The 24,157-nt window shown below is 60.3% G+C and carries 23 protein-coding genes; 12 read left to right on the forward strand and 11 right to left on the reverse strand.

Annotation, left to right across the window (positions count from 1 at the left end; all coding sequences use genetic code 11):
* Positions 1-45: 45 nt before the first annotated feature.
* On the forward strand, positions 46-1,347 hold the full coding sequence (locus tag RMV17_RS14710) for a hypothetical protein (RefSeq protein ID WP_311886995.1): 1,302 nt from the start codon (positions 46-48) through the stop codon (positions 1,345-1,347).
* 73 nt (positions 1,348-1,420) lie between these two features.
* On the forward strand, positions 1,421-2,923 hold the full coding sequence (nhaB, locus tag RMV17_RS14715; protein WP_311886996.1) for a sodium/proton antiporter NhaB: 1,503 nt from the start codon (positions 1,421-1,423) through the stop codon (positions 2,921-2,923).
* Between the two features lie 124 nt (positions 2,924-3,047).
* Here the strand turns inward: nhaB and RMV17_RS14720 are convergent, their stop codons facing one another.
* The 3 genes from RMV17_RS14720 to gnd are packed head-to-tail and all read right to left on the reverse strand — an operon-like array spanning position 3,048 to position 6,366.
* Positions 3,048-3,869 (reverse strand): HAD family hydrolase, encoded by an 822-nt coding sequence (locus tag RMV17_RS14720; protein ID WP_108224749.1) that lies wholly within the window; start codon positions 3,867-3,869, stop codon positions 3,048-3,050.
* Complete coding sequence (gene zwf, locus RMV17_RS14725) at positions 3,866-5,389, reverse strand: glucose-6-phosphate dehydrogenase (protein ID WP_311886997.1); 1,524 nt, start codon at positions 5,387-5,389, stop codon at positions 3,866-3,868. Before zwf ends, RMV17_RS14720 begins: the two co-directional genes overlap by 4 nt.
* A complete protein-coding gene (gnd, locus tag RMV17_RS14730; RefSeq protein ID WP_034153922.1) occupies positions 5,386-6,366 on the reverse strand; it encodes a phosphogluconate dehydrogenase (NAD(+)-dependent, decarboxylating) in 981 nt (326 codons plus the stop codon). Before gnd ends, zwf begins: the two co-directional genes overlap by 4 nt.
* A gap of 273 nt (positions 6,367-6,639) precedes the next feature.
* Here gnd and RMV17_RS14735 point away from each other — a divergent pair, with 273 nt between their 5' ends.
* The 6 genes from RMV17_RS14735 to RMV17_RS14760 all read left to right on the forward strand — a co-directional run bounded on the left by RMV17_RS14735 (position 6,640) and on the right by RMV17_RS14760 (position 12,812).
* Entirely contained in the window at positions 6,640-6,822 is a 183-nt protein-coding gene (locus RMV17_RS14735; protein ID WP_016983768.1) for a DUF6026 family protein, read from the forward strand.
* A 209-nt stretch (positions 6,823-7,031) separates the two neighbouring features.
* The gene (locus RMV17_RS14740; protein ID WP_311886998.1) at positions 7,032-8,780 is read left to right on the forward strand and encodes a phosphoethanolamine transferase CptA; all 1,749 of its coding nucleotides are present in this window, start codon (positions 7,032-7,034) and stop codon (positions 8,778-8,780) included.
* A gap of 546 nt (positions 8,781-9,326) precedes the next feature.
* A complete protein-coding gene (locus RMV17_RS14745; protein WP_311886999.1) occupies positions 9,327-9,707 on the forward strand; it encodes a DUF3077 domain-containing protein in 381 nt (126 codons plus the stop codon).
* Positions 9,704-9,970 carry a short-chain dehydrogenase gene (locus RMV17_RS14750; RefSeq protein WP_108224751.1) on the forward strand — a complete coding sequence of 89 codons (267 nt, stop codon included), beginning with the start codon at positions 9,704-9,706 and terminating at the stop codon, positions 9,968-9,970. The genes RMV17_RS14745 and RMV17_RS14750 overlap by 4 nt, the downstream gene beginning before the upstream one ends.
* 218 nt (positions 9,971-10,188) lie before the next feature.
* A complete protein-coding gene (locus RMV17_RS14755; protein WP_311887000.1) occupies positions 10,189-12,417 on the forward strand; it encodes a TonB-dependent siderophore receptor in 2,229 nt (742 codons plus the stop codon).
* A gap of 185 nt (positions 12,418-12,602) precedes the next feature.
* A complete protein-coding gene (locus RMV17_RS14760; RefSeq protein ID WP_034153918.1) occupies positions 12,603-12,812 on the forward strand; it encodes a hypothetical protein in 210 nt (69 codons plus the stop codon).
* 570 nt (positions 12,813-13,382) lie between these two features.
* Here the strand turns inward: RMV17_RS14760 and RMV17_RS14765 are convergent.
* The 7 genes from RMV17_RS14765 to RMV17_RS14800 all read right to left on the reverse strand — a co-directional run bounded on the left by RMV17_RS14765 (position 13,383) and on the right by RMV17_RS14800 (position 19,196).
* Positions 13,383-13,880, reverse strand: a complete 498-nt coding sequence (locus RMV17_RS14765; protein ID WP_311887001.1) for a GNAT family N-acetyltransferase — start codon at positions 13,878-13,880, stop codon at positions 13,383-13,385.
* A gap of 212 nt (positions 13,881-14,092) precedes the next feature.
* Positions 14,093-14,674 carry a DinB family protein gene (locus RMV17_RS14770; RefSeq protein WP_311887002.1) on the reverse strand — a complete coding sequence of 194 codons (582 nt, stop codon included), beginning with the start codon at positions 14,672-14,674 and terminating at the stop codon, positions 14,093-14,095.
* Between the two features lie 17 nt (positions 14,675-14,691).
* Positions 14,692-15,807 carry a cell division protein ZapE gene (zapE, locus tag RMV17_RS14775; protein ID WP_311887003.1) on the reverse strand — a complete coding sequence of 372 codons (1,116 nt, stop codon included), beginning with the start codon at positions 15,805-15,807 and terminating at the stop codon, positions 14,692-14,694.
* Between the two features lie 22 nt (positions 15,808-15,829).
* Positions 15,830-16,171 (reverse strand): nuclear transport factor 2 family protein, encoded by a 342-nt coding sequence (locus RMV17_RS14780; RefSeq protein ID WP_034156008.1) that lies wholly within the window; start codon positions 16,169-16,171, stop codon positions 15,830-15,832.
* A 51-nt stretch (positions 16,172-16,222) separates the two neighbouring features.
* Positions 16,223-16,939, reverse strand: coding sequence for a YafY family protein (locus tag RMV17_RS14785; RefSeq protein WP_034156007.1), 717 nt, complete (start codon positions 16,937-16,939; stop codon positions 16,223-16,225).
* Between the two features lie 189 nt (positions 16,940-17,128).
* The gene (gene speB / locus RMV17_RS14795; RefSeq protein ID WP_311887004.1) at positions 17,129-18,088 is read right to left on the reverse strand and encodes an agmatinase; all 960 of its coding nucleotides are present in this window, start codon (positions 18,086-18,088) and stop codon (positions 17,129-17,131) included.
* Between the two features lie 16 nt (positions 18,089-18,104).
* Positions 18,105-19,196 (reverse strand): polyamine ABC transporter substrate-binding protein, encoded by a 1,092-nt coding sequence (locus RMV17_RS14800; protein ID WP_311880764.1) that lies wholly within the window; start codon positions 19,194-19,196, stop codon positions 18,105-18,107.
* A gap of 99 nt (positions 19,197-19,295) precedes the next feature.
* Between RMV17_RS14800 and RMV17_RS14805 the strand changes: the two genes are divergently transcribed.
* The 4 genes from RMV17_RS14805 (at position 19,296) to RMV17_RS14820 (ending at position 23,014) form a co-directional block, all read left to right on the forward strand.
* Positions 19,296-20,195 (forward strand): LysR family transcriptional regulator, encoded by a 900-nt coding sequence (locus RMV17_RS14805; RefSeq protein ID WP_311880766.1) that lies wholly within the window; start codon positions 19,296-19,298, stop codon positions 20,193-20,195.
* Between the two features lie 216 nt (positions 20,196-20,411).
* Positions 20,412-21,878, forward strand: coding sequence for a nucleobase:cation symporter-2 family protein (locus RMV17_RS14810; protein WP_034156004.1), 1,467 nt, complete (start codon positions 20,412-20,414; stop codon positions 21,876-21,878).
* Between the two features lie 63 nt (positions 21,879-21,941).
* Positions 21,942-22,415 (forward strand): LEA type 2 family protein, encoded by a 474-nt coding sequence (locus RMV17_RS14815; RefSeq protein WP_034156003.1) that lies wholly within the window; start codon positions 21,942-21,944, stop codon positions 22,413-22,415.
* A gap of 53 nt (positions 22,416-22,468) precedes the next feature.
* Positions 22,469-23,014, forward strand: a complete 546-nt coding sequence (locus RMV17_RS14820; protein WP_311880773.1) for a GNAT family N-acetyltransferase — start codon at positions 22,469-22,471, stop codon at positions 23,012-23,014.
* A 138-nt stretch (positions 23,015-23,152) separates the two neighbouring features.
* On the opposite strand, the gene RMV17_RS14825 is transcribed toward RMV17_RS14820, so the two are convergent.
* Positions 23,153-24,076, reverse strand: coding sequence for a carbon-nitrogen hydrolase family protein (locus RMV17_RS14825; protein ID WP_311880775.1), 924 nt, complete (start codon positions 24,074-24,076; stop codon positions 23,153-23,155).
* Positions 24,077-24,157: the final 81 nt, after the last annotated feature.

Raw genomic sequence — 24,157 nt, forward strand, 5'->3', positions numbered from 1 at the left:
CCCACCCGGTTTCCGGTACAGGTCAACTCGCAAGGAGATGCGTGCATGTCCACCCTGAACACTTTTGCGTTGCCGGCGGTACCGACGACGCTATTCAATCGCGCCGGTCAACTCGACAGGACGTTTGCCGCCACCGGCGTCGCCCAAGTGTATTTCGCTGGCAGCGTGTCCAGCCTGACGGAGGATATCGCCCTCGATGCGCAGGGGCGGATTCTGGTCGCAGCGAAAGTCGGTGTCGCCACCGGTAGCCGATTCGGTCTGGCCCGGCTGCTTGTCGACGGCTCAGCCGACCTGACCTTCGGCGACCACGGCAGCGTGATCGATACCTTTGCGCCAGGTTTCGAAGCCACCGCCGGCAAAGTCCAGGTGCTGCCCGATGGGCGCATCCTGCTCGCGGGTCTGCATTATGAAAACGCGCATCGCACCTTGCCGGCGTTGGCCTTGTTCGACGCACAGGGCAAGCCGGACCTGAGCTTCGGTGACAACGGCCGTCAAGTGGTGCGCCTGCCCGGCGACTTGTCCATGGGCAGCCGAGATGCCTGGCTGCCGCCGGGCGTACCCGGTGCCGAAGCCTGCGACTTTGTCGTGCAGGACGACGGACATATTCTGTTGATCGCCAATCACCACTTCGAGCTTGCCGACCATGCCGGCATGCTGATTCGCCTCAAGCCCGACGGCAACCTTGATGAAACCTTCAACGGCCGCGGCTTCGTAATGATTCGCCACTTGCTGCTCAACACCTGGCTTGGCAGCCTGCTGCTGCAAAAGGATGGACGAATTGTGGTCGCAGGCTCCATCGACTTTCCGCAGGAGGGGCTGTTGGCGCGCTACCTGCCCAATGGTCGCCTCGACGAGCGCTTTGCCGTGGATGGCTTCATGGCCTTCAAGGCGCACGGCCAGAGCGCTCAGGTCAGTCAGGTCATTGAATCCACCGACGCGCTGCACTGTTTCGGCAGCAGTCGCGACCCGATCCGTTGCATGGCCTACAGCGTGCACACCAACGGTCGCCCGGATCTGCACAACCATGGCGGCCAGACGCAACTGCTGGAAATCGGCCCCAGCGGCTGCCAATGGAGCGCCGCCCAACCCATGGCGGACGGCCGCATCATCGCGGTCGGTGCAACCATTGGCGGGATCGAAGCGGATTTTATTGTTGCCCGTTACCTGAGTGACGGCAGCCTCGATCACAGTTTCGGCGCAGGCAAAGGCTGGCTGCGCACGCGTCTGGGACGCAGTCTGGACACGGCCAATTCGCTGGCCGTGCAAGCGGATAACGCCATTCTCGTTGGTGGTTATTCATTGGATGGCAACTATCGGGCAATGGTGGCGCGCTACCTCAACCTTTGAAAAACACGGACTGTACTTGATCTTCAGCAACGCATCCGGCAACTTGCGCGCTTCTAAAGACAAGGAGCAGCCGATGTCCGGTTCAATGGCCCAGGCGTTCGCGCAAAATTTTCTCGGGCACTCGCCGCGCTGGTACAAGGCGACCATCGTCGGTTTTCTTATCCTCAATGCCGTGGTGCTGTTCAGCGTTGGTCCGGTGGCGGCCGGCTGGTTGCTGGTGATCGAATTCATCTTCACCCTGGCGATGGCGCTCAAGTGCTATCCGCTGATGCCCGGCGGTCTGCTGCTGATCGAAGCATTGCTGCTGAAGATGACCACGCCGCAGGCACTTTACGATGAGCTGGTGCACAACTTTCCGGTGATCCTGCTGCTGATGTTCATGGTGGCCGGCATCTATTTCATGAAGGATTTGTTGCTGTTTCTGTTCTCACGGCTGCTGTTGGGCGTGCGCTCAAAAGCGGCGCTGGCCTTGATGTTCTGCTTTCTTTCGGCGTTTCTGTCGGCGTTTCTCGATGCGTTGACGGTGACCGCTGTGATCATCAGTGCGGCGGTCGGTTTCTATTCCGTTTATCACCGTGTCGCGTCCGGCAACGATCCGCGCCAGGACAGCGAGTTTGCCGACGACCAGAACCTGCCAAAACTGCATCACGAAGACCTGGAACAATTTCGCGCCTTCCTGCGCAGTCTGTTGATGCACGGCGCAGTCGGTACGGCACTGGGCGGCGTGTGCACGTTGGTGGGCGAACCGCAGAACCTGCTGATCGGCCACGAAATGGGTTGGCACTTCGCTGAGTTCTTCACCAAGGTCGCGCCGGTTTCGCTGCCGGTGCTGGCGGCGGGTCTGGTCACCTGCGTGCTGCTGGAGAAACTGCGCTGGTTCGGCTACGGCACGCTGCTGCCGGACAATGTTCGCGCCGTGCTGGCCAACTACGCCGCTGAAGACAACGCCGAACGCACGGCACGCCAACGCGCGGCGCTGCTGGTACAAGGCGCGGCGGCATTGATCCTGATCGGTTGCCTGGCGTTTCACATCGCTGAAGTCGGTTTGATCGGCTTAATGGTGATTGTGTTGATCACCGCGTTTACCGGTATCACTGACGAGCATCGTCTGGGCAGCGCATTCAAGGATGCCATGCCGTTCACTGCGTTGCTGGTGGTGTTTTTTGCGGTGGTGGCGGTGATTCACGATCAACAGCTGTTTGCACCGTTGATCCAGTGGGTGCTGGCGCTGCCCGTCGATCAGCAGCCGGGCATGCTGTTTATTGCCAACGGCCTGTTGTCGGCGATCAGTGACAACGTGTTTGTCGCGACGATTTACATCACCGAAGTGAAGCAGGCGTTCCTTGCCGGGCACATGAGTCGTGAGCATTTCGAGACGTTGGCGATCGCGATCAACACTGGCACCAACCTGCCAAGCGTGGCGACGCCGAATGGCCAGGCCGCGTTCCTGTTCCTGCTGACCTCGGCGATTGCACCGCTGGTGCGCTTGTCGTACGGGCGGATGGTGTGGATGGCGTTGCCGTACACCTTCGTGATGGGATTGCTGGGCTGGTATGCGGTGAGCTACTGGCTCTGATCAACACTGAATAAACCTGTGGGAGCGAGCCTGCTCGCGAAGAGGGAGTGTCAGACAACAGATTCGTTGAATGACACACCGCTTTCGCGAGCAGGCTCGCTCCCACATTGGTTTTGGGGTGGGGTCAGCGAGGGAGGATGTATTTCTCGATCGCCTCGGCCACGCCGTCTTCGGTGTTCGGCGCGGTGACCACGTCGGCCTGACGCTTCACCGCCTCCTCCGCCTGCCCCATGGCAATCGACAAGCCTGCGCAATGGAACATCGCCGGATCGTTGCCGCCATCGCCGATAGCCGCTGTCTGCTCCAATGGAATACCGAGATGTTCGGCCAGCGTCGCCAGCGCGGTGCCTTTGTTGGCTTCCAGCGCCGTGACGTCGAGATACACCGGTTGCGAACGCGAGACCTGTGCCATGCCGTTAACCTTCGGCAACAAGCGCGCCTCCAGCTCGATCAACAGTTCCGTGTTGTTGCTGGTGGCGACGATCTTGTCGATACGCTCCAGGTACGGCTCGAAACTCTCGACCACCACCGGCGGATAGCCGAGGCCATGCTGTTCGCGTGGCACCATTGGCCCGTGCGGATCCTTGAGCAGCCAGTCGCCGCCGCTGAACACCCAGATTTCCACACCCGGCTGATCGGCGAATGTGGCCAGCGCAATCAGCGCAGTGGTGGCCGGCAGGTAATGCGCAACCAGCAAACTGCCATCCGGATTGACGATGGTTCCACCGTTAAACGCAGCCGTCGGCAAATCGACGCCCAAAGCTTCGATCTGCTGCAACATGGCCTTCGGCGGTCTGCCCGTCGCGAGACTGAACAGCACGCCGGCCTCGCGCAGCGAACGCACGGCGTCGATGGTGCGTTGACTCAGCGTGTGATCCGGCAGCAAAAGCGTGCCGTCCATGTCGCTGAGCAGAAAACGGACAGGTTGTTTCGGCAATTCACTCATCCCAGGCCATGCCAGACGCGGCCATCGCGAGTCAGCAGATCTTCGGCGGCTTGCGGGCCGTCTTCACCGGCGGCGTAGGTCTGCACACTTGCATCCTGCTGCCAGGCGTCGAGGAACGGTTGCACCGCACGCCAGCCGTTCTCGATGTTGTCAGCACGCTGAAACAGTGTCTGGTCGCCGGTAAGGCAGTCGTAGATCAGCGTTTCGTAACCGGTCGACGGCTGCATCTCGAAAAAGTCTTTGTAAGCAAAACCCAGCTCGATGTTGGCCATGTTCAACGCCGGCCCCGGCCGTTTGGCCAGCAGGTCGAACCACATGCCTTCGTTGGGCTGGATCTGGATGCGCAGGTAGGTCGGCTGCAATTCGTCGACTTCGGTGTCACGGAACTGCGCGTAAGGCGCCGGTTTGAAGCAGATGACGATCTCGGTGTCGCGCACGCTCATGCGCTTGCCGGTGCGCAGGTAGAACGGCACGCCGACCCAGCGCCAGTTGTCGATCATCACTTTTAGCGCGACGTAGGTTTCGGTGTTGCTGTCAGGCGAGACGTTGGGCTCCTGGCGATAACCGTTCAGCGGCTTGCCGTCGACTTGACCGGCACTGTACTGACCACGAACCGAGTTGGCCCGCGCCTCTTCAGTGGTCCACGGACGAATCGCCCCGACCACCTTGGCCTTCTCGCCACGCACCGCGTCAGCGCCGAATGCCGCCGGCGGTTCCATGGCAACCATGGCGAGCAATTGGAACAGGTGATTGGGCACCATGTCACGCAGGGCGCCGGTGTGTTCGTAAAAACTGCCACGGGTTTCGACGCCGACGGTTTCGGCGGCGGTGATCTGTACGTGGTCGATGTAGTGATTGTTCCAGAACGCTTCGAACAGGCTGTTGGAGAACCGGCTGACCAGAATGTTCTGCACGGTTTCCTTGCCCAGGTAATGGTCGATCCGATAGATCTGCTTCTCGGACATCACCTTGAGCAAACAGGCGTTCAACGCTTCGGCGGTTTGCAGATCGGAGCCGAATGGCTTCTCGATCACCACCCTTCTGAACGCTTCGGGAGTTTCTTCAAGCAAACCGGCGCTGCCCAATCGGCGCACCACTTCACTAAAGAAACGCGGCGCGGTGGCCAGATAGAACACCGCATTGCCGGTGCCGCTGTCGGCGATTTTCGCCGCCAGCGCGGAATAAGTGCTGTCGTCCAGAAAGTCGCCCTGGACGTAGCTGATACCTTTGGCGAGCTTGGCCCACAAGGCCGGATCAAGCATCTGATCGCCCTTGCCGACCTTCGCCGCCACTTCGGTGCGGATGAAGTCTTCGAGCTTCTCCGCGAAGGCTTCATCGGTAATGGCGTTGTGATCAACGCCGACGATCCGCAGATTGTCGTCAAGCAAGCCGTCGCGACTGAGGTTGTACAGCGCTGGCATCAGCAAGCGCTTGACCAGGTCGCCGTGGGCACCGAACAGAAACAGCGTGGTCGGTGGTGCGGGTTCTGCCTTGGATTTTCTGCGGATCGTATGGGTCATTTCTTCGGTGTCTCCACGTGGCCGCCGAAGCCGAAGCGCTGGGCCGAAAGAATCTTGTCGCCAAAGGTGCCCTGACCGCGCGAGCGGTAGCGCGAGAACAGCGAGTTCGACAGCACCGGCACCGGCACCGCTTGTTCCATGGCCGCTTCGATGGTCCATTGACCTTCGCCGCTGTCCGCTACGGAACCGGAGAAGCCGTCGAGTTTCGGATCGCTGGCCAGTGCATCGGCGGTCAGGTCGAGCAACCACGACGACACCACGCTGCCACGGCGCCACACTTCCGCGATGTCCGCCACGTTCAGGTCGAAACGCTGATCTTCCGGCAGACGTTCGCTGGACTTGGTCTTGAGGATGTCGAAGCCCTCGGCGAACGCGGCCATCATGCCGTACTCGATACCGTTGTGAATCATCTTCACGAAGTGCCCGGCACCGGCAGGACCGGCGTGAATGTAACCGTGCTCGGCACGATGATCTTCGGACTTGCGATCCTTGGTACGCGGGATGTCACCCATGCCCGGCGCCAGAGCAGCGAACAGCGGGTCGAGGCGCTGCACAGTTTCAGCGTCGCCGCCGATCATCATGCAATAGCCGCGCTCCAGGCCCCAGACGCCGCCGGAGGTGCCGACGTCGATGTAGTGCAGGCCTTTTTCGGCCAGGGTCCTAGCCCGGCGAATGTCATCCTTATAGTTGGTGTTGCCGCCGTCGATGATGGTATCGCCGGCTTCGAGCAACGTGCTCAGGGTGTTGATGGTGTCTTCGGTTGGCGCGCCGGCCGGCAACATGACCCAGACCGCACGCGGTTTGGCCAGGCCGGCAACCAGTGCCGGCAAGTCGGCGACGCCGGTGGAGCCCTCGGCGACCAGGTTATCGATGAAAGCGGTATTGCGGTCGTAAACAACGGTGGTGTGACCGTTGAGCATCAGACGTCGCGCAATATTGCCGCCCATGCGGCCCAGTCCAATAATCCCGAGTTGCATGTGCTGATGCTCCTTACTACAAATAAATGTGTGTCATTGGTTATAGCCCAACGCGACTGATGGAGGTTAGTCCAGAGCGTTGCGATGAAGTTTCCGGGCATTGTGCCCGATCCAGACTGATAACGCCCCGAATCCTGCCGAAGACACACGGACCATGAAAAATAAAAAAGTTCCATTCACAGGCAAAAGAAATCAAAATCGGCGCCGATAGTAAGTCAGTACCCCAAAACGGGGACGACCTACAGTTGATGCACGCCATTTGCGAGGTGAGCAATGGGCACAGTACACACAGCAATGCCGCCACAAACCCTGTACGTGACGATTCGTCGCGATGAATTGCGCCAGTTGAAAGACGAACGCGACCAGTTGAAGCAGGAGCTGGCGCAGCTGCGCCTTTTGACCCAAGGTGCACAACCGCAACCTTTGCCGGTCGTCCAGCGTCATCCCCACGCCTGATCCCCCGCCTGATTCGGGAACGGCAGCGGCTGTTCCCGACGCGCTACCCTCTGGCCGCATGCCCTACGGCAAAAGCGCCACTTAACAAAACTTTCACATTCTCTTCGTAATACTCCGCCTCATTCTGGCCGTACCTTTGTGTGCGGCCTCCGTTCGTCGGTTTCATGGATGTTCCGGCGGTGGTTGTAACGAGTGAGCTGGAGCGCCGAATGGCATTGTTCAAACGCAGCAAAACGACTGCGACAGGTTTCGACTGGGCCGGACTTCTCTGGCTGTTTGTATTCTTCTGGTACTTCTCGGGTATCACCCAACTGCTGATCCAGCTGACCGGCACCTCCGGCTTCAGCGGATTCCGTCAGGCGTTCTTCATGAGCGCGCTCTGGCTTGCGCCAATGCTGCTCTTCCCCAAACGCACCAAACTGCTCGCTGCCGTGATCGGCGTGGTGTTGTGGGCCTGCTCGATGGCCAGCCTCGGTTACTTCTTCATCTATCAGCAGGAATTCTCTCAGAGCGTGATTTTCATCATGTTCGAGTCGAACATCTCTGAAGCCGGCGAGTACATGACTCAGTACTTTGCCTGGTGGATGGTGCCGGCGTTCCTCGCACACACCGCCTTCGCTTACTTCCTGTGGACGCGTCTGCGCCCGGTGTACATGCCCCGTGGCCGTGCCCTGGTAGCGGCGACGGCGATCGTGATCGCGGTGGTCGGTTATCCGCTGGTCAAACAAACGATGCGCATGGGCACCTTCGCCCAAGGCTTCGAGAAATTCGAAACCCGCATCGAGCCAGCCGTGCCCTGGCAGATGGCCGTGGCTTATCACCGTTATCTGGATACCCTCGCCGACATGCAGGGCATGCTGCACAACGTGAGCAAGATCCCGCCGCTGAAAAACCTTCAGGACGCCTCGGCCGATCAGCCGAAGACCCTGGTGCTGGTCATCGGTGAGTCGACCAACCGTCAGCGCATGAGCCTCTACGGCTATCAGCGCAACACCACGCCGGAACTGGACAAACTCAAGGATCAACTGGCGGTGTTCGACAACGTCGTCACCCCGCGTCCATATACCATCGAAGCCTTGCAGCAAGTGCTGACCTTCGCTGACGAAGAGCACCCGGATCTGTACCTGTCGACGCCGTCGCTGGTCAGCATGATGAAACAGGCCGGTTACAAGACCTTCTGGATCACCAACCAGCAGACCATGACCAAGCGCAACACCATGCTCACCACGTTCTCCGAACAGGCTGACGAGCAGGTGTACCTGAACAACAACCGCAACCAGAACGCCGCGCAGTACGATGGCGACGTGATCGAGCCGTTCAACAAGGCGTTGGCTGACGCCGCACCGCGCAAACTGATCGTTGTGCATTTGCTCGGCACGCACATGAGCTACCAGTACCGCTACCCGCCGACGTTCGACAAGTTTCAGGATCGCAACGGCGTGCCAGCGGGCGTGCGTGATGATCAGGTGCCGACCTACAACAGCTACGACAACGCCGTGCTGTACAACGACTTCGTCGTGTCAAGCCTGATCAAGGATTACGCCAAATCCGATCCGAACGGCTTCCTGCTGTACCTCTCCGATCACGGTGAAGACGTGTTCGACTCGGTGGGCCACAAGACCCTGGGCCGCAACGAAAACAAACCGACCGCGCCGATGTACACCATTCCGTTCATGGCCTGGGCCTCGCCGAAGTGGAAAGCCAACCACGACTGGAACTTCGCCGCCGACCTCGATCGTCCGTACAGCAGCTCGCACTTGATCCACACCTGGGCCGACCTCGCCGGTTTGAGTTTCGATGAACTCGACCGCAGCAAGAGCCTGGTCAGCGACAGCTTCAAGGCTCGCCCACTGCTGATCGGCGACCCGTACCAGACCGAGCAGCGTGCGCTGATCGACTTCAGTTTGATGAAGCCGAAGAAACCCGACGCCACGCCGGCGGGTGTCGCGCAGAAGTAACACCGGAAGGGGCCGCAAGCGGCCCCTTTTTCATGTCCGCCGACATTTCAACTGACAAGACTCGATCCCGGTGTTTTAACCCCGGCAGCACCCTACCGCTCGTCACCACCTGTCAGAGTTGACAGTAGCCAGCGTTCTCGCCTCAGTGTTTGATCAGGCCATCCAGGCCAGCACTCTTTGTTGGCCGCTCAACCAGGAAGGTGTGCCATGACGACCCCTCAGCCAGACAACGGAGTGCTAGCGCTCTACCCCGACTCAGGGCAGGCGCTGCCGAAGGCTGCGATGTTTTGCGCTGGAGAAACCTGGCGGATTGCCAATGCGAGTAGCTTCGCGCCTACAAGGAATACCGGCAAATTCCGGGAGACTGCAGCGGTTGACTGCCCTGCCCTCACTCCCTATCCTCGCGCCTGTCACGACTCATTCGTGATCGGGTTTGACGGCCTGAAAAATTCAAGACGCACATTGCTCTCCAATGTGTGCGCGCACTCCTGTGTCCGACGCACTGCTCAATGGTGACTGTGTGCGGGGCATCTTCGGGTGCGCCGGGTGTCTTGGACCGGTCCGTCAACCTGCACACAGTTGCCACCTATTCGTTTGACGGCGATGAAGTGGCAGTTCTCTGACTTCCAAGAGGCTGCACCCATGACCGATCCAACCACAAGATCCACCCCCTTCGCCCCCTGCGACCACGTCGCCCACCACCTCTTCGCCGTCCAACCCGACATCCCCCTCCTCGACGCCCTCGAACACGCCAGCGTCTACCTCAACTGCGCCGAAGCCCTCGCCCATCAAGCCCCCACCGCCACCCGCCCGGAACACAGCGGCTCGTTGCACTGGGCCAGCCAGCAAATGCTCGGCACCGCCCGCGCGTTGGTACTGGCCTCCGTCGCCGGTCTGCACGCCGCGCAGGCCGGAGGTGAAGCATGAGTGCGCACATTTCGATGACTCACAACGAAGACAACATTCCGGTTTTACTGGTCTCCACCGAGGCACCGCTGGATGTCTTGCACAGCAGCGCAGCCAGTCGCTTTCTGGCGGTAACACAGATGATGGAAAGTCTGGCCAGCCTGGATATCTCGTCGGCCAAAGGTGCCGATGTGCAGCAACTGGCCCATGCTGCCGCGATGTTGCTGCGCGATGGCTGTGATGTGATGGATGTGTTGGGCCGGCAGATTCGTTTGCGGGTCTGATACCGACAAGAGTAAAAGATCGCAGCCTTCGGCAGCTCCCACAGAGATCGGTGCAGGAGCTGCCGAAGGCTGCGATCTTTTGATTTTCAAACGAGGTCCAGCCATACCTCTGAAACACTTACAAATAACAATATTTCTCGTTTGACACTAAATCCCGTCCCTCCCCCTCGTCTTTGAACAAACGGAATTTTTCCCTCGAAGACAAGGAGTCGGCTGCGATGTTCGCGCCCATTACCCGTTCCATGACCCTCACCCTCGGCCTGTGCAGCGCTGCGTTCAACGCCGATCTGCTGGCTGAAACCGAAGCCGAAAAACCGCCGCAGCCCGGCAATCCGGCACTGGAGCTGGCCGCGACCAACGTCAGCGCGCAAGGCCTGGGCACCACCACCGAGAACACCGAGTCCTATACCACCGGTGCGATGAGTACCGCGACGCGGCTGAATCTGTCGATCAAGGAAACCCCGCAATCGGTGTCGGTGATCACGCGTCAGCAGATGGATGATTTCAAGCTTGGTACATTGTCCGAGGCCATGCGCCAGACCACGGGCGTGGTGGTTCAGCATCTGGATTCGGATCGGGTCAGTTATTCGTCGCGTGGTTATGCGATCAACAACTTCCAGATCGACGGGATGCTCAACACCTTCGATCGCATGAAGTCCGATTCCGACACGATCATTTACGACCGTATCGAGGTGGTGCGCGGTGCCACCGGGCTGACCACGGGTGCGGGTGATCCGTCGGCGACCATCAACATGGTGCGCAAGCGTCCGACCGCGCAATGGCAGGCGTTGGCCGGGGTCAGCGGCGGCAGTTACGACAATTACTACAGCTACGTCGACGTCGGCGGGCCGCTGGCCTTTGACGGTCGCCTTCGCGGGCGCACGGTGTTGGCCTACCGCGACAACCAGTCGATCAAGGACAAATACGCGCTGCAACGGGAGGTCGGTTATGGCGTGCTTGAGGCGGATCTGACCGACTCCACCGTGCTGGCGGTCGGGTACGACTATCAGAACAAACATGTGCAAGGCTCATCCTGGGGCACCGTGCCCTACTGGAATGCCGATGGCAGCAAGGCCGGTCTGGGGCGTTCGACCAACATGGCGACGTCGTGGAGTTCCTGGCCGCTTCAAGACAAAACCGCGTTCGCCACCCTCGATCAACAACTGGCCGGCGGCTGGCGTCTGAAGGCTGCGTACACCCATCGCGAGAGCAATACCGACGGCAAGGTCTATTACGGTGGTGCCGGTTTTCCTGCGGCTGATCGCAGCGGCATGATCGCCTACACCTCGCACATGATCGGCACGCAGAAAATGCAGGCGTACGACTTTAACGTCTCGGGCCCCTACTCGCTGTTGGGGCGTGAGCACGAAATGATGTTCGGCTACGGTGAGGCCGAACGCCGCTCGAATTCCCCGTACACCATTGCCGGCGCGCGCCCCAAGGATTACGGGACCATCCGCGACTGGAAATACATGGGCGATATCGCCAAATTCAGCGACACCGTCACCGACCTCACCGGCTCCAAGGACGATACCCGGCAGAAAGCCGGATACATCGCCACGCGCCTGAGCCTGACCGATGAACTGCACGCGGTGCTGGGCAGTCGCTACGGCAGTTGGGAGGCGTCCAGCACCAGCAACAGCTACGACGCCAACCGGCAACTGACCGAGGTGGATAACACCCGTCAAAAACAGAACGACGTCTGGACGCCTTACGCCGGACTGCTGTACGACCTGACCCCGGAATACACGGCGTACGTGAGTTACACCGACATCTTCAAACCCCAGGGCAACCGCGACAAGAATCGCAAATACATCGACCCGGTGATCGGCAAAAACTATGAAGTGGGCCTCAAGGGCAGCCTGCTCGAGGAACGCCTGAACCTGTCCACGGCGGTGTTCTGGAGCAAGCAGGACAACGTCGCCGAACTCGACAACTCGGTCCCGGCGGATCCGGTTACCCGTGAGCAGTTCTACAAATCCGGCGGCAAGGGCAACAAGGTCAACGGCTTTGAAGCGGAAGTGTCCGGCGAAATCCTTCAGGGCTGGAACATGACCGCTGGATACACCTACACCCACTCGGTCAACGGCGAAAGCGAACGGACCAACACCAATCAGCCGATGAACCTGTTGCGCGTCTCCACGGCGTACCGTTTGCCGGGCGAATGGCAAGCGCTGACCGTGGGCGGTGCGGTGAACTGGCAAAGCGATGTTTATGGCACGTCGAGCCGACCGGTTGGCGGCGACACCGAAGAAGCGCGAATCGCCCAGAGCGCCTATACCGTGGTCAATCTGATGTCGCGTTATGAATTCGACCGACACCTGTCGGCGTCGCTCAACGTCAACAACCTGTTCGACAAAAAGTATTACGACAACGTCGGTTTCTATAACGGCGTGTATTGGGGGGATCCGCGCACGGTAACGGTCAGTCTCGACTGGAAACTCTGACCGGCCTCCTCTAATGCGGTGCGCCTTGGCCTGAGGCGTGCCGCGTCTGTCCTATATCGCGCTGCAACATGCTGCAAAACCTCCACTGAACCGGCGTTAACCCCGCGTTAATTCACGCCACCCAGACTCTCTTCCGAGATCTGCTTCATGGACGAACGGCTCCCACTTGTTCAGTAGGAGGCACCATGAAAATCACTACCGTAATCCTTGCCGGGCTGTTGGCCCTGGGTTCTGCCAGCGTGTTCGCCGAAGGCGGCGCTGAGCGCATGCGTTATTACTACGACAACTTCCCGGTCCAGCACGCCCAGAGCGAGCAGAAGAGCGACGCCAACGCGAAAGAAATTCGCGTTCCCGCCGACCAGACGGCGCAAGTGACCGAGTCGTATCGCGACTGAAATTAGCGAGTAACCGATGGACCTTCCGTGGCTCCGCTCTGGCCTGGGAGAAGACAGTTTGGCGCCCTGAATGGGGCGCTTTTTTTATGGGCATTTAGTTGATTAGTCAGGATTGGGTGTTCGGCTTTTGATTTGTGCTGGATTCGCCCCTCATCGGAACGCCGCCCGCCCAGCCCTCTCCCGAGGGAGAGGGAGCCGATTTGTGGTGTTTTCGGGATCGGCGTTTGCCTGGTAGGCAGGGCTGGGCGTTCGGCTTTTGATTTGTGGCGAATTCGCCCCTCATCGGAACGCCGCCCGCCCAGCCCTCTCCCGAGGGAGAGGGAGCCGATTTGTGGTGTTTTCGGGATCGGCGTTTGCCTGGTAGGCAGGACTGGGCGTTCGGCTTTTGATTTGTCGCGAATTCGCCCCTCATCGGAACGCCGCCCGCCCAGCCCTCTCCCGAAGGAGAGGGAGTTGATTTGTGGGCTTTTCAAAACCTGAGTTCGGCTCGATGTTTCAGTTCGGCGGACCTCGCCCAAGCACCTCGGTCAGTCCCCTCTCCCTCTGGGAGAGGGCTAGGGTGAGGGGCTTCTAGACTTGCAGATTCTTGATCCAGAACTGCATGCGCCCGTGATCCGGGTCGAACATGCCCGGCGCAAAGCCGAATTTGCTGTAGGCATTCTGCGCTACGGCGTTGCCTTCCAGCACTTCGAGGGTGATCTTGCAGCAACCGCGCTGGCGAGCAATCTCTTCTACTTTCTGCAGCATTTTCTGGCTCAGCCCGAGGCCGCGGAACGTGCTGACCACCGCCACGTCATGGACGTTGACCAACGGTTTGCAGGCAAACGTGGAAAACCCTTCAAAACAGTTCACCAGCCCCGCCGGCTCGCCGCCGACAAAGGCCAACACGCTGAACGCGTGCGGGCGCCGGGCGAGTTCTTCGGGCAGTCGGCGCAACAGGTCAGGGTCGAGCGAATGGCCGCCGCCCATCGGGTCTTCTGCGTAATGATTGAGCACGATACCGATGGCCTCGGCGTGCGTTGGATTGCTGTAGCTGGCCTGAAGTACAAGAATCTCTGCGGAATCCATTTCCATCCCCAAACACAAAAGCCCCGGCGCGCAAAGTGCGTACTGAAAGGCTGTCTGACCTTAGCGCGGGGGTGATCGGGCGGGCAACCCGCAAATGCAAAAGATCAAAAGATCAAAAGATCAAAAGATCGCAGCCTTCGGCAGCTCCTACAGATAATCGGGTGTAGGAGCTGCCGAAGGCTCGGGCCGCGATCGGACGATCTTTGGCTTTTTCAGTGACCCCAGATCAACTCTTCAGTCCAGCCCAGTTCAGCAAAATCTTCGGCGCGCAGTCCGCTTTCGCCAACACAGAAAAACTCATCCAGTTGCGGCGGTTTCACCGCAGTATCGCTGAGCATCGCATGCACCTGCCCGCGGTGATGAAGCTGATGCTCGAACAGGTGCGAAAGCATACGCAAGCGGCTGTCGTGCTGCGGCGTATCACGGGCGATGGTGACGATCCGAGCCAGATCGGCATCGCGCAATTGTTCGCAATAAGCAATCAGCCGCCGATCAACATGCGCCTGCTCTTCGCGCAAATGCGTGGCGTCGGTAAACGGTTCGTCCACGTTGAAAAATACATAACAGTCAGGATGCGGCTCAGCCCCGCGCAGCTCGCGCTCCAGCGCATCGACGTAGAACCAGTCACAGGTGAGGATGTGATTGAGGGTCAGGCGAATGCTCGGAAAAAAGCTCACCCGGGGCGCCGCCAGATCGGCCGCGCCAAGCTGCGACCAGGCCTTGGCCAGGCGATGATTGGCCCAGGCATTCTGATAAGCCATGGTCAGCAAATGATGGGATAACGGTTGGCTCATGTCGGCGCCCTCCTCACTCAAGCTTCGGCAAAGCGCTGCAGCTGCATCTCCTGCAAGCGACTGAGGGTGCGCCGGAACGGAAATTCCAGATAACCCTCGGTATACAGCGCGTCCATTGGCACTTGCGCCTCGATGTACAGCGGTACTTTGCGGTCGTAGCACTCGTCGACCAGCGCGATGAAACGCCGCACGCCGTCATCGTGAACCGACAATTGCGGCAACTCACGGTCGCCTGCCACGACCCGCTGCGCGCCATCTTCGGTGCCGCGCGCGATGCGTCCTTCGCGTTTCTGTGCGCTGAGATTGGGCACTTCGCTCAACAGAATAGCCGTGTAGCGGTCGCACAGCGCGATGAAATCCATGGCGGCGAACGGTTGCTCGCACAGATCCGCGTAGCGGCACCACAACACCGCTTCACTGGCCTGCACCACGTTCAACTGGCGATGCCCGACCGCCACCGGTTCGGCGCTGGCCGCTTGCCCGGCGGTCAATGCCCGAAAGACCTCATCCAGCGCACTGCCCGTAGATGTGGCCACAAAATAGCGTTGCAGGCCCGCCCCCGGATGCAGGCGATGATCCTCGGCGCCATTCACCGCTACCACCTGCATATGCGCCTTGATCGCGGCAATGGCCGGGACGAAGCGATCGCGGTTGAAGCCGTCGGCGTACAGATCGTCGGGCGGCAGATTGGACGTGCAAACGATGACCACGCCTTCATCGAACATCACCTGAAACAGCCGACCGAGAATGATCGCGTCACCGATGTCGTTGACGAACAGTTCATCGAAGCACAGCACCCGCACCTCGGATGCCAGCTCTTTGGCCAGCACACGCAACGGATCGGCAATCCCGGTCAACTGGAACGAACGCTGATGCACCCAGCCCATGAAGTGATGAAAGTGCTGGCGTCGCGCAGGCACCCGCAAGCTCTGATAAAACTGATCCATCAGCCAGGTCTTGCCACGCCCGACCGGACCCCACAGATAAACGCCGGTGACCGAACGGGCACCGGCGTGCAGCGTTTCATGGCATTTTTGCAACGCCCAGACTGCGTGTTCCTGAGCTTCATCCTGGATGAAGCCCTTATGTTGAACGGCATGTTGCCAGGCGCTGAGAGGAGAGTCGAAAGTCATGCGCGGCAGTATGCCACGCCGATTACAGGGAAATATCCAGTCGGGCGATTTTCCCCTGCTCGTTCAATCGAAATGTGTAGCGCAGTTGCGCCGGACTGCCGGGGAAGGTTCCGGAAATCAGCCCGTGCACCAGCACTTTGCCGGTGCGTTGCTGGACCTCCAGCACTTCGACCCGAGGCTGATAGCGTTGCCCGGTGTCTTGCATCCATTGTGCGATGGCGTGCGGGCCGACCTGATGCTGGCCCTCGTCGAACACGTTGGCATCCTCGGCAAAAAAACTGGCGACCCGCGACGTATCGCGTGCGTTGGCCGCATCGATATACGCAGCGATCGCCGGGGCCAGTGCAGAGACGGGATGGGACATGGTTGCAGCTCCTTTTGTTTGGTTCTGCGAGCATCCTAAAACAGCGTTGCGTCAGTTTTTGTCAGGAGTGAAGCGCCCGCTTTCATCCAGTTGCATCTGCTCGCGCCAGGTGCGCAAAAGGTCGCTGCGCCGCCCCGGATAACCCTCGCCCTGACGGCTGGCCGCGCTGATCCGGTCGGTACGAAACGTACGATAGGCGCCGCGCAATTCGCACCACGCGACGATGATCCGCACCTCGTTGAGAAAACCCAGCGCCAAGGGCCAGATCAAGCGTTGGCTCGGCACCTGCTGCGCGTCGGCGTAATCGATGTGCAACTTGGCTTGATCGCGGATGGCGTGGCGGAACACGTTCAACGGCACGGCGTTTTGCGGAAAACCATAGCCCGGCGGGCCCGGCATCACGGTGGGATTGCGCAGCGCTTCCTGGGCTTGCGGATCGAGCACAGCGGCAATTTTCGCCAGCGCGTCCGCTGCCGCTTTGCCGAGCACTTCATCTCCGCGCTGATCAACGTAGCGCAGACCAAGGACAATGGCCTCGGTCTCGTCGGCATTGAGCATCAGCGGCGGCAGAAACAGGCCGCTGCGCAACACATAACCGATCCCCGCCTCGCCATGGATCGGCGCGCCGAGGGCGGTCAGCTCAGCGATATCGCGATAGAGCGTGCGTTCGGACACTTCCAGTTCGGCAGCCAGGGTCGCCGCCGTCACCGGGCGCTTCTTGCCGCGCAGCACTTGCAGCAAAGTCAAAAGACGAGTGGTACGCGACACGATGTGCAGGCTCTGGACGAAAAAGATGACGGAGCTTAGCAGAGGCTGGTGTCAGAAAATGGCAGGAGCCTTGGCTGAAAATGTGGGAGCGAGCTTGCTCGCGAAAGCGGCGGGTCAGTCGCCAACGATGTTGGCTGATCTGACGCCTTCGCGAGCAAGCTCGCTCCCACAGGGGGACGCAGTGTTGCGTCAAATATCGACTTTGTGTCGGGCGGCGTAGAGGCAGAGCATCTCCATCGCCAGTGTGGCGGCGGCCAATGAGGTGACCTCGGCGTGGTCGTAGGCCGGGGCAACTTCGACCACGTCCATGCCGACCAGATTGATGCTGCGTAAACCGCCAAGAATCTCCAGTGCTTGCACGGTGCTCAGGCCGCCGCAGACCGGGGTGCCGGTGCCCGGCGCAAACGCCGGATCAAGGCAGTCGATGTCGAACGTCAGGTACACCGGGTTATCGCCCACCCGCGCGCGGATCGCTTCGACAATCGCCTCGCAACCACGCCGATGCACCTGTCGGGCATCGAGTACCTGAAAGCCCATGTGATCGTCATTGGTCGTGCGCAAACCGATCTGCACCGATCTTGCCGGATCCACCAGCCCTTCCCGAGCGGCGTGCCAGAACATGGTGCCGTGATCGATCCGCTTGCCCTCCTCGTCCGGCCAGGTGTCGCTGTGTGCATCGAAGTGAATCAGCGACAGCGTGCCATGTTTGCGCGCGTGGGCCTTGAGCAGCGGGTAGCTGATGAAGTGGTCGCCGCCAAACGTCAGCATCGCGCTGCCGGCGTTGAGAATGCGCTCGGCGTGAGCTTCGATGCTTTCCGGAATACTCTGCGGGGAGCCGTAATCAAAGTCGCAGTCACCGTAATCAATCACAGCCAAGTGATCGAACGGGTCAAACGTCCACGGCCAATGGCGTTCCCAGGCAATCCCGGTGGACGCGGCGCGTATCCCCCGTGGTCCGAAACGGGCGCCGGGGCGGTTGCTGGTGGCGGTGTCGAACGGCACGCCGCTGACCGCAACATCGACGCCGCGCAGATCACGGCTATAGCGCCGGCGCATGAAACTGGTGATGCCGGCGTAAGTACTTTCGGCAGCGGTGCCGTAGAGGCTGTCGCGGGTCATGGCCTGGTCGTTTTGCATGGGCACATCCATCGTGGTGCTCCTGTTGTTATTGATGGCTACGGAAAGTGGTCCAAAGGCGCGTGCGCTGGCGCATGTCCTTGAGGCTCATGCTGCGATCGGCGTACAGCCGCGCGCGCACCTCGCTCGGCGGATAGATGTCGGGGTCGTTGCGTACGGCCTCATCCACCAGCGGCGTGGCGGCCTGGTTGGCGGTGGCAAAAAAAAGCATGTTGGTCAGTTCGGCCACGGAGTCGGGGCGCAGCATGAACTCGATGAACGCCCGCGCGGCTTCAGGGTGCGGCGCGTCTTTGGGGATGGCCAGATTGTCCTGCCACACCAGCGTGCCTTCCTTGGGAATGCGGTAGGCCACTTCGTACGGTTTATTGGCCTTGTGTGCCTGATCAGCGGCCATGCTTGCGTCGCCGTTGTAAGTCAGCGCGAGACACACGTTGCCGCTGGCCAGGTCATTGATCTGCCGGCCGCTGGCGACGTAGAGCACCGATGGTTGGAGTTTCTGCAACAACGCCTCGGCGGCGGCCAGGTCGTTTTTGTCCGTGCTGTAGGGATCCTTGCCCAGGTAATGCAGGGCCAGACCGATAACTTCCTGCGGCGAATCGAGGATCGCGATGCCGCAGTCCTTGAGCTTGCTGGCGTTCTCGGGTTTGAACAGCAGATCAAGGCTGTTCAGCGGCACATCAGGCAAGCGTTGTTTTACGGCCTCGACGTTCATGCCCAGGCCCAGCGTGCCCCAGGTGTACGGCACGCCGTAGCGATTGCCGGGGTCGACGGCAGCCATTTTTTCCAGCAAGTCCGGATCAAGGTTGGCGTAGCCCTTGAGACCCTCGTGACGGATTTCTTTCAACGCGCCGGCGGCGAGTCCTCGGGCCAGAACGCTGGACGACGGCACCACCACGTCATAACCGCTGCCGCCGGTGAGCAACTTGGTCTCCAGCACCTCGGAGGTGTCGAAAGTGTCGTAACGCACATGAATGCCAGTCTCCTGCTCAAACCGTTGCAGGGTTTGCGGCGGCACGTAATCGGCCCAGCTGTAGAGATTGAGCGTCTTGTCTTCGGCCTGAGCCTGAAGAGCCACGGACAACAGCAGCGCGGGGAAACACAGCTTGAACAAGAGAGCCATGACGAACACCTGACCGGAGAAAGTGGTTGCAGGATGCGCCGTCGGATACATTAGAAAAATTGCCGAATAATTATCCTGACTTTATCCCGGAGTAATGTGATGTTGGGTCAACTGCACGACGTGGATCTGCAACTGTTGCGCCTGTTTGTGCGGGTGGTCGAGTGCGGCGGTTTCAGTGCGGCCCAGGGTGATCTGGGGCTGAGCCAGTCGAGCATCAGCCAGCAAATGGCCAAACTGGAAACTCGCCTCGGCTATCGCCTGTGCAGCCGTGGCAAGGGCGGATTCAGTGTCACGCCCAAGGGCGAGCAATTGCTGATCGCGGTGCGCACGTTGTTTGAATCGATCGAAGCCTTCCGTCATCAATCCAACGGCGTCGCCGGGCGCTTGATCGGTGAAGTGCGTCTGGGGATTTCCGAGTCGGTCGATCAATCCGTATTACAACGCGTGGCCGAGGCGATCCGGCGTTTTCGCGAGCGCGACGAGTCGGTGCGCATCGAGCTGATCAGCGCCATGCCCGGCGAGATGGAACGGCTGTTGTTGCAACAGCGGCTGGATCTGGCGATCGGCTATTTCTCGCAAGTGCAAAGCGCGTTCGACTATCGCCAGTTGTTCAGCGAAACCCAGCATTTGTACTGCGCTGCCGGCCATCCCCTGTTTACCGATGAAACGCCGAGCGATGCCGCGTTACAGGCCTGCGACCGGGTCGATCACCCCTATCGTTTTTTGCGCAGTGACGAGCCGTTTCAGGGCAAGGTCTGCTCGGCGCGGTCGGAGCAGGTTGAAGGCACGCTGACGTTTATCCTGTCGGGTAAACATGTGGGTTATCTGCCGGATCACTATGCGCGGAGCTGGCAATCAAAGGGCCTACTGAAGCCGATCCGTGAGGGCGAGTTGAGTTTCGAAGTCGCCTTTCATCTGGCCCGGCATCGGGCGCAGGTGCCGGGGGATGCGCAAAAAGCTTTTGAAGAGGATTTACTGGCCGCATTCAATCTCGCGTAGGAGCTGCCGCAGGCTCGGGCCGCGATCGGACGATCTTTTGATCTTCAAAGATCGCAGCCTCGTTTCACTCGACAGCTCCTACACGGGCGTTTGCCGATAGCGGCCAATAAAACCTGACCTTTCAGGCAGTTATTGCTCGTTGCCCTCGCCGCCCTCTTCCGGCATTCTGCGCCTCCATTTTCTGACCCGGCCCCGCCTCGCGGCGCGCAAAACACCATGACCGCCTCTGAAAAAGCCCCGCGCAACAACGACCTGATTTACGGCCTCAACGATCGTCCACACCTGACTGCCACGGTGTTTGCCGCGTTGCAACACGTGCTGGCGAGCTTCGTCGGCATCATCACCCCGACCCTGATCATGGGCGGCGCCCTCGGTCTGCAAAGCGAAATTCCCTACCTGATCAGCATGGCGCTGTTCGTCTCCGGGCTCGGCACTTTCGTCCAGGCCAAGCGCTTCGGCCCGGTCGGTTCGGGGTTGTTGTGCCTGCAAGGCACCAGTTTTTCCTTTATCAGCGTGATTCTCAGTGCCGGGTTCATGGTCAAGGCGCGCGGTGGCGGCACCGATGAAATCCTCTCGACGATCTTCGGCGTGTGCTTTTTCGCTGCGTTCATCGAGGTGGTGCTGAGCCAGTTCATCGGCAAACTGCGCATGCTGATCACCCCGGTAGTCACCGGCACCATCATCACGTTGATGGGCCTGTCGTTGATCAAAGTGGCGATGACCGACATTGCCGGCGGTTTCGGCGCGCCTGATCTGGGTGCAGCCAGCCATGTGTTTCTGGCCGCGCTGGTGATTGGCACCATCGTCGTGTTGAACCGCGTCGACGTGCCGTTTCTGCGCCTGGGCGCGATTGTTATCGGCCTGACTCTGGGCTATGTGGTCGCCTGGCTGATGGGCACCGTGGATTTCGCCTCGATGCCAGAGGTGCCGCTGGTCAGTGTGCCGGTGCCGTTCAAGTACGGTTTCAACTTCGACTGGGTGGCGTTCGTGCCGGTGGCGGTGATTTTCCTTGTGTCGCCGCTGGAGGCTGCCGGTGACCTGACCGCCAACTCGATGATCTCCCGGCAACCGGTCAAAGGCCCGCTGTACATCCGCCGGATCAAGTCCGGCCTGCTCGCTGACGGCCTCAACTCGGCCATGGCCGCTGTGTTCAACAGCATGCCGATGGTGACCTTCGCGCAGAACAACGGGGTGATTCAACTCACCGGCGTGGCCAGCCGTTACGTAGCCTTCTTCATTGCCGGTTTGCTGGTGTTGCTGGGGTTGTTCCCGATGATCGGCGCGGTGCTGCAACTGATGCCGAAACCGGTACTGGGCGGCGCCGAACTGGTGATGTTCGGCACCGTCGCGGTGGCCGGGATCAAGATCCTCGCCGAGGCGGGCCTGCATCGACGCAACATGCTCATCGTGGCGATTTCGCTGGGCATGGGCCTGGGCATCGCGGCGGTCCCGGAAGTGTTGCGTGAACTGCCGCAAGCGCTGCGCAACATCTTCGAATCGCCGATCACCGTCGGTGCGTTGTGCGCTATCGTGCTGAACATCTTCCTGCCGGAAGAATTCATTGAACTGGAAGAAGACGATTTCGACCCGGAAGCTTCTATTCTTCAGGTCATGGAAAACCCGGACATGCCGGCCAAAGGTGAACCTGCCCCGGCGGCGGCTGTCGCACAGTTGAACCGCTAACGTCTGGCCTGAAAAAGGGCTGAACCGGTGACGGTTCAGCCCTTTTTTGTTGAGAGACCGTTTATGCGCCGCTTCCAAGCCGTCATTCTGTCACTGCTTTTATTGTCCCTCAGCGCCTGCGCGCTGTTCCCCAACCGTGATCCGGTGAACATCAACGTGGTCGGCCTCGAACCGTTGCCGAGCCAGGATCTGGAAGTGCGTTTCGCTATCAAGTTGCGCGTACAGAACCCGAATGAGACGGCCATTGATTACAACGGCATCGCGTTGGATCTGGAGGTCAACGGCCACTCGCTGGCGTCCGGTGTCAGCGATCAGAGCGGCTCGATCCCACGGTTTTCCGAAAGCATCGTCACAGTACCGGTCAGCATCTCGGCGTTCTCGGTGCTGCGCCAGACCTTGGGCCTGAGCCAGACGCAAACCCTCGACAACCTCCCCTATGTGCTGCGCGGCAAGCTTGCCGGCGGTCTGTTTGGCACCATGCGTTTTGTCGACAGCGGCAAGCTCAGCCTGCCCAAGGCCACCGCCGCCACCTGGTAAAAATGCGCTAACCTGCTTCGTTCATTGAAGACATTCAGGGAGGCTGCAGGTTTATGGAAGACATGCCGACGCTGTACACCGAACGACTGATCCTGCGCCCGTTGCAACTGGCCGATGCCGACGCCGTGCAGCGCGAATTTCCGCATTGGGACGTGGTGCGCTATCTGAACGCGGCCGTGCCATGGCCGTACCCGGAGGACGGTGCCCTCGCCTATCTGCGCGACATTGTCTTGCCGGCGGTTGCGGCGGGCAAGGAATGGCCTTGGACGATCCGCCTGAAATCGGCACCGGAGCAATTGATCGGCAAGATCAGCCTGATGGATCAGGCGGACAACCACCGCGGCTTCTGGCTGGCCCCGGCGTGGCAAGGCAAGGGCTTGATGACTGAAGCCAGCGCGGCGGTGACCGATTACTGGTTCAACGTTCTGCAACGTCCAGTGATGCGCGTGCCGAAAGCGGCGCCGAACATTGGCTCGCGCAAGCTCTCGGAGCGCGCCGGGATGCGCTTGATTCGGACCGATGAAGGCGACTTTGTCGGTGGGCGTTTCCCTCGGGAGCTGTGGGAAATCACTCGGGAAGAATGGCAGCAACGCCAATAAAAACTCGCTCTCGAAAACACTGAAAACCTTGTGGGAGCGGGCTTGCCCGCGATGGCGGTGTGTCAGGCACCATCAAGTCGACTGACACGGCCTCATCGCTGGCAAGCCAGCTCCCACAGGTTCTTTATCAGGCTGGGGTTATGTGTTGAAGCGCACGCCCGGTTTTGCCCGTTCATCCACACTCAACTCAAACACATCCGGCCGCGCATAGTGGCCGACCACATCGTAGTCATAGCGCGCCCGCACCAGTTCATCGGTGTCGATTTCCGCGCAGAGCAGCCCCGCTTCACCCCGTAACGGCCCTGCCAGCACATCACCCATCGGCCCGACAATCACGCTGCCACCGGCAATCAGCGGTCGATCCGCCGGCCAATTGGCGATTTCAACGCCCAATGCCTGAGGCGAAGCCTGCACCTGACACGCACTGACCACAAAGCAGCGGCCCTCATGAGCAATGTGGCGCATGCTGACTTGCCACATTTCACGCTCGTCCACGGTCGGCGCGCACCAGACTTCAATGCCTTTGGCATACATCGCGGTGCGCAGCAGCGGCATCATGTTTTCCCAGCACACCACCGCGCCGAGCTTGCCGACCTGGGTATCAAGCACCGGCAAGGTCGAACCGTCGCCCTTGCCCCAGATCAGCCGTTCGGTGCCGGTGGGCATCAGTTTGCGGTGTTTGGCAACGAGGCCGGCCTGCGGGTCGAAATACAGCGCCGTGCAATACAACGTGCTGCCAGCGCGTTCGATCACGCCGATCACCAGATTGGCCCCGGTGCGTGCCGACAGCCCCGCCAGCGCTTCGGTTTCGGCGCCCGGCACATCGATCGCATTGGCAAAATAACGGGCGTAGGCTTCACGGCCCTCAGGCAGGCGATAACCCAATTGCGTGCCGAAACCCTCGCCCTTCGGATAACCGCCCAGCAGCGCTTCCGGCATCACCACCAGCGCCGCGCCGGCCTCGATGATCGCGCCTTCCCAACCGAGAATCTGTTCCAAAGTCGCACCTTTGCCTTCGGGCAACGCGCCGATTTGCAGCGCAGCAACAATTGATTTGGCCATCGCGATAACTCCATCAGGTTCAGTGGTTGCCGATTCTGCGGCGCCACGAGATCATGAATAAAGCCCCGTTCGCTGCTGAAT

This window comes from Pseudomonas sp. VD-NE ins (genome assembly GCF_031882575.1).
GTDB lineage: Bacteria > Pseudomonadota > Gammaproteobacteria > Pseudomonadales > Pseudomonadaceae > Aquipseudomonas > Aquipseudomonas fluorescens_BZ.

Coding starts and splice junctions, on each gene's coding strand:
- RMV17_RS14740 (WP_311886998.1), top strand. CDS start 7,032: ATGGCATTGTTCAAACGCAGCAAAACGACTGCGACAGGTTTCGACTGG.
- RMV17_RS14720 (WP_108224749.1), bottom strand. CDS start 3,869: ATGAGTGAATTGCCGAAACAACCTGTCCGTTTTCTGCTCAGCGACATG.
- RMV17_RS14805 (WP_311880766.1), top strand. CDS start 19,296: ATGTTGGGTCAACTGCACGACGTGGATCTGCAACTGTTGCGCCTGTTT.
- nhaB (WP_311886996.1), top strand. CDS start 1,421: ATGTCCGGTTCAATGGCCCAGGCGTTCGCGCAAAATTTTCTCGGGCAC.
- RMV17_RS14755 (WP_311887000.1), top strand. CDS start 10,189: ATGTTCGCGCCCATTACCCGTTCCATGACCCTCACCCTCGGCCTGTGC.
- RMV17_RS14820 (WP_311880773.1), top strand. CDS start 22,469: ATGGAAGACATGCCGACGCTGTACACCGAACGACTGATCCTGCGCCCG.
- RMV17_RS14815 (WP_034156003.1), top strand. CDS start 21,942: ATGCGCCGCTTCCAAGCCGTCATTCTGTCACTGCTTTTATTGTCCCTC.
- RMV17_RS14770 (WP_311887002.1), bottom strand. CDS start 14,674: ATGAGCCAACCGTTATCCCATCATTTGCTGACCATGGCTTATCAGAAT.
- RMV17_RS14800 (WP_311880764.1), bottom strand. CDS start 19,196: ATGGCTCTCTTGTTCAAGCTGTGTTTCCCCGCGCTGCTGTTGTCCGTG.
- RMV17_RS14735 (WP_016983768.1), top strand. CDS start 6,640: ATGGGCACAGTACACACAGCAATGCCGCCACAAACCCTGTACGTGACG.
- RMV17_RS14765 (WP_311887001.1), bottom strand. CDS start 13,880: ATGGATTCCGCAGAGATTCTTGTACTTCAGGCCAGCTACAGCAATCCA.
- RMV17_RS14750 (WP_108224751.1), top strand. CDS start 9,704: ATGAGTGCGCACATTTCGATGACTCACAACGAAGACAACATTCCGGTT.
- RMV17_RS14825 (WP_311880775.1), bottom strand. CDS start 24,076: ATGGCCAAATCAATTGTTGCTGCGCTGCAAATCGGCGCGTTGCCCGAA.
- gnd (WP_034153922.1), bottom strand. CDS start 6,366: ATGCAACTCGGGATTATTGGACTGGGCCGCATGGGCGGCAATATTGCG.
- zapE (WP_311887003.1), bottom strand. CDS start 15,807: ATGACTTTCGACTCTCCTCTCAGCGCCTGGCAACATGCCGTTCAACAT.
- RMV17_RS14780 (WP_034156008.1), bottom strand. CDS start 16,171: ATGTCCCATCCCGTCTCTGCACTGGCCCCGGCGATCGCTGCGTATATC.
- zwf (WP_311886997.1), bottom strand. CDS start 5,389: ATGACCCATACGATCCGCAGAAAATCCAAGGCAGAACCCGCACCACCG.
- RMV17_RS14710 (WP_311886995.1), top strand. CDS start 46: ATGTCCACCCTGAACACTTTTGCGTTGCCGGCGGTACCGACGACGCTA.
- RMV17_RS14810 (WP_034156004.1), top strand. CDS start 20,412: ATGACCGCCTCTGAAAAAGCCCCGCGCAACAACGACCTGATTTACGGC.
- speB (WP_311887004.1), bottom strand. CDS start 18,088: ATGGATGTGCCCATGCAAAACGACCAGGCCATGACCCGCGACAGCCTC.
- RMV17_RS14760 (WP_034153918.1), top strand. CDS start 12,603: ATGAAAATCACTACCGTAATCCTTGCCGGGCTGTTGGCCCTGGGTTCT.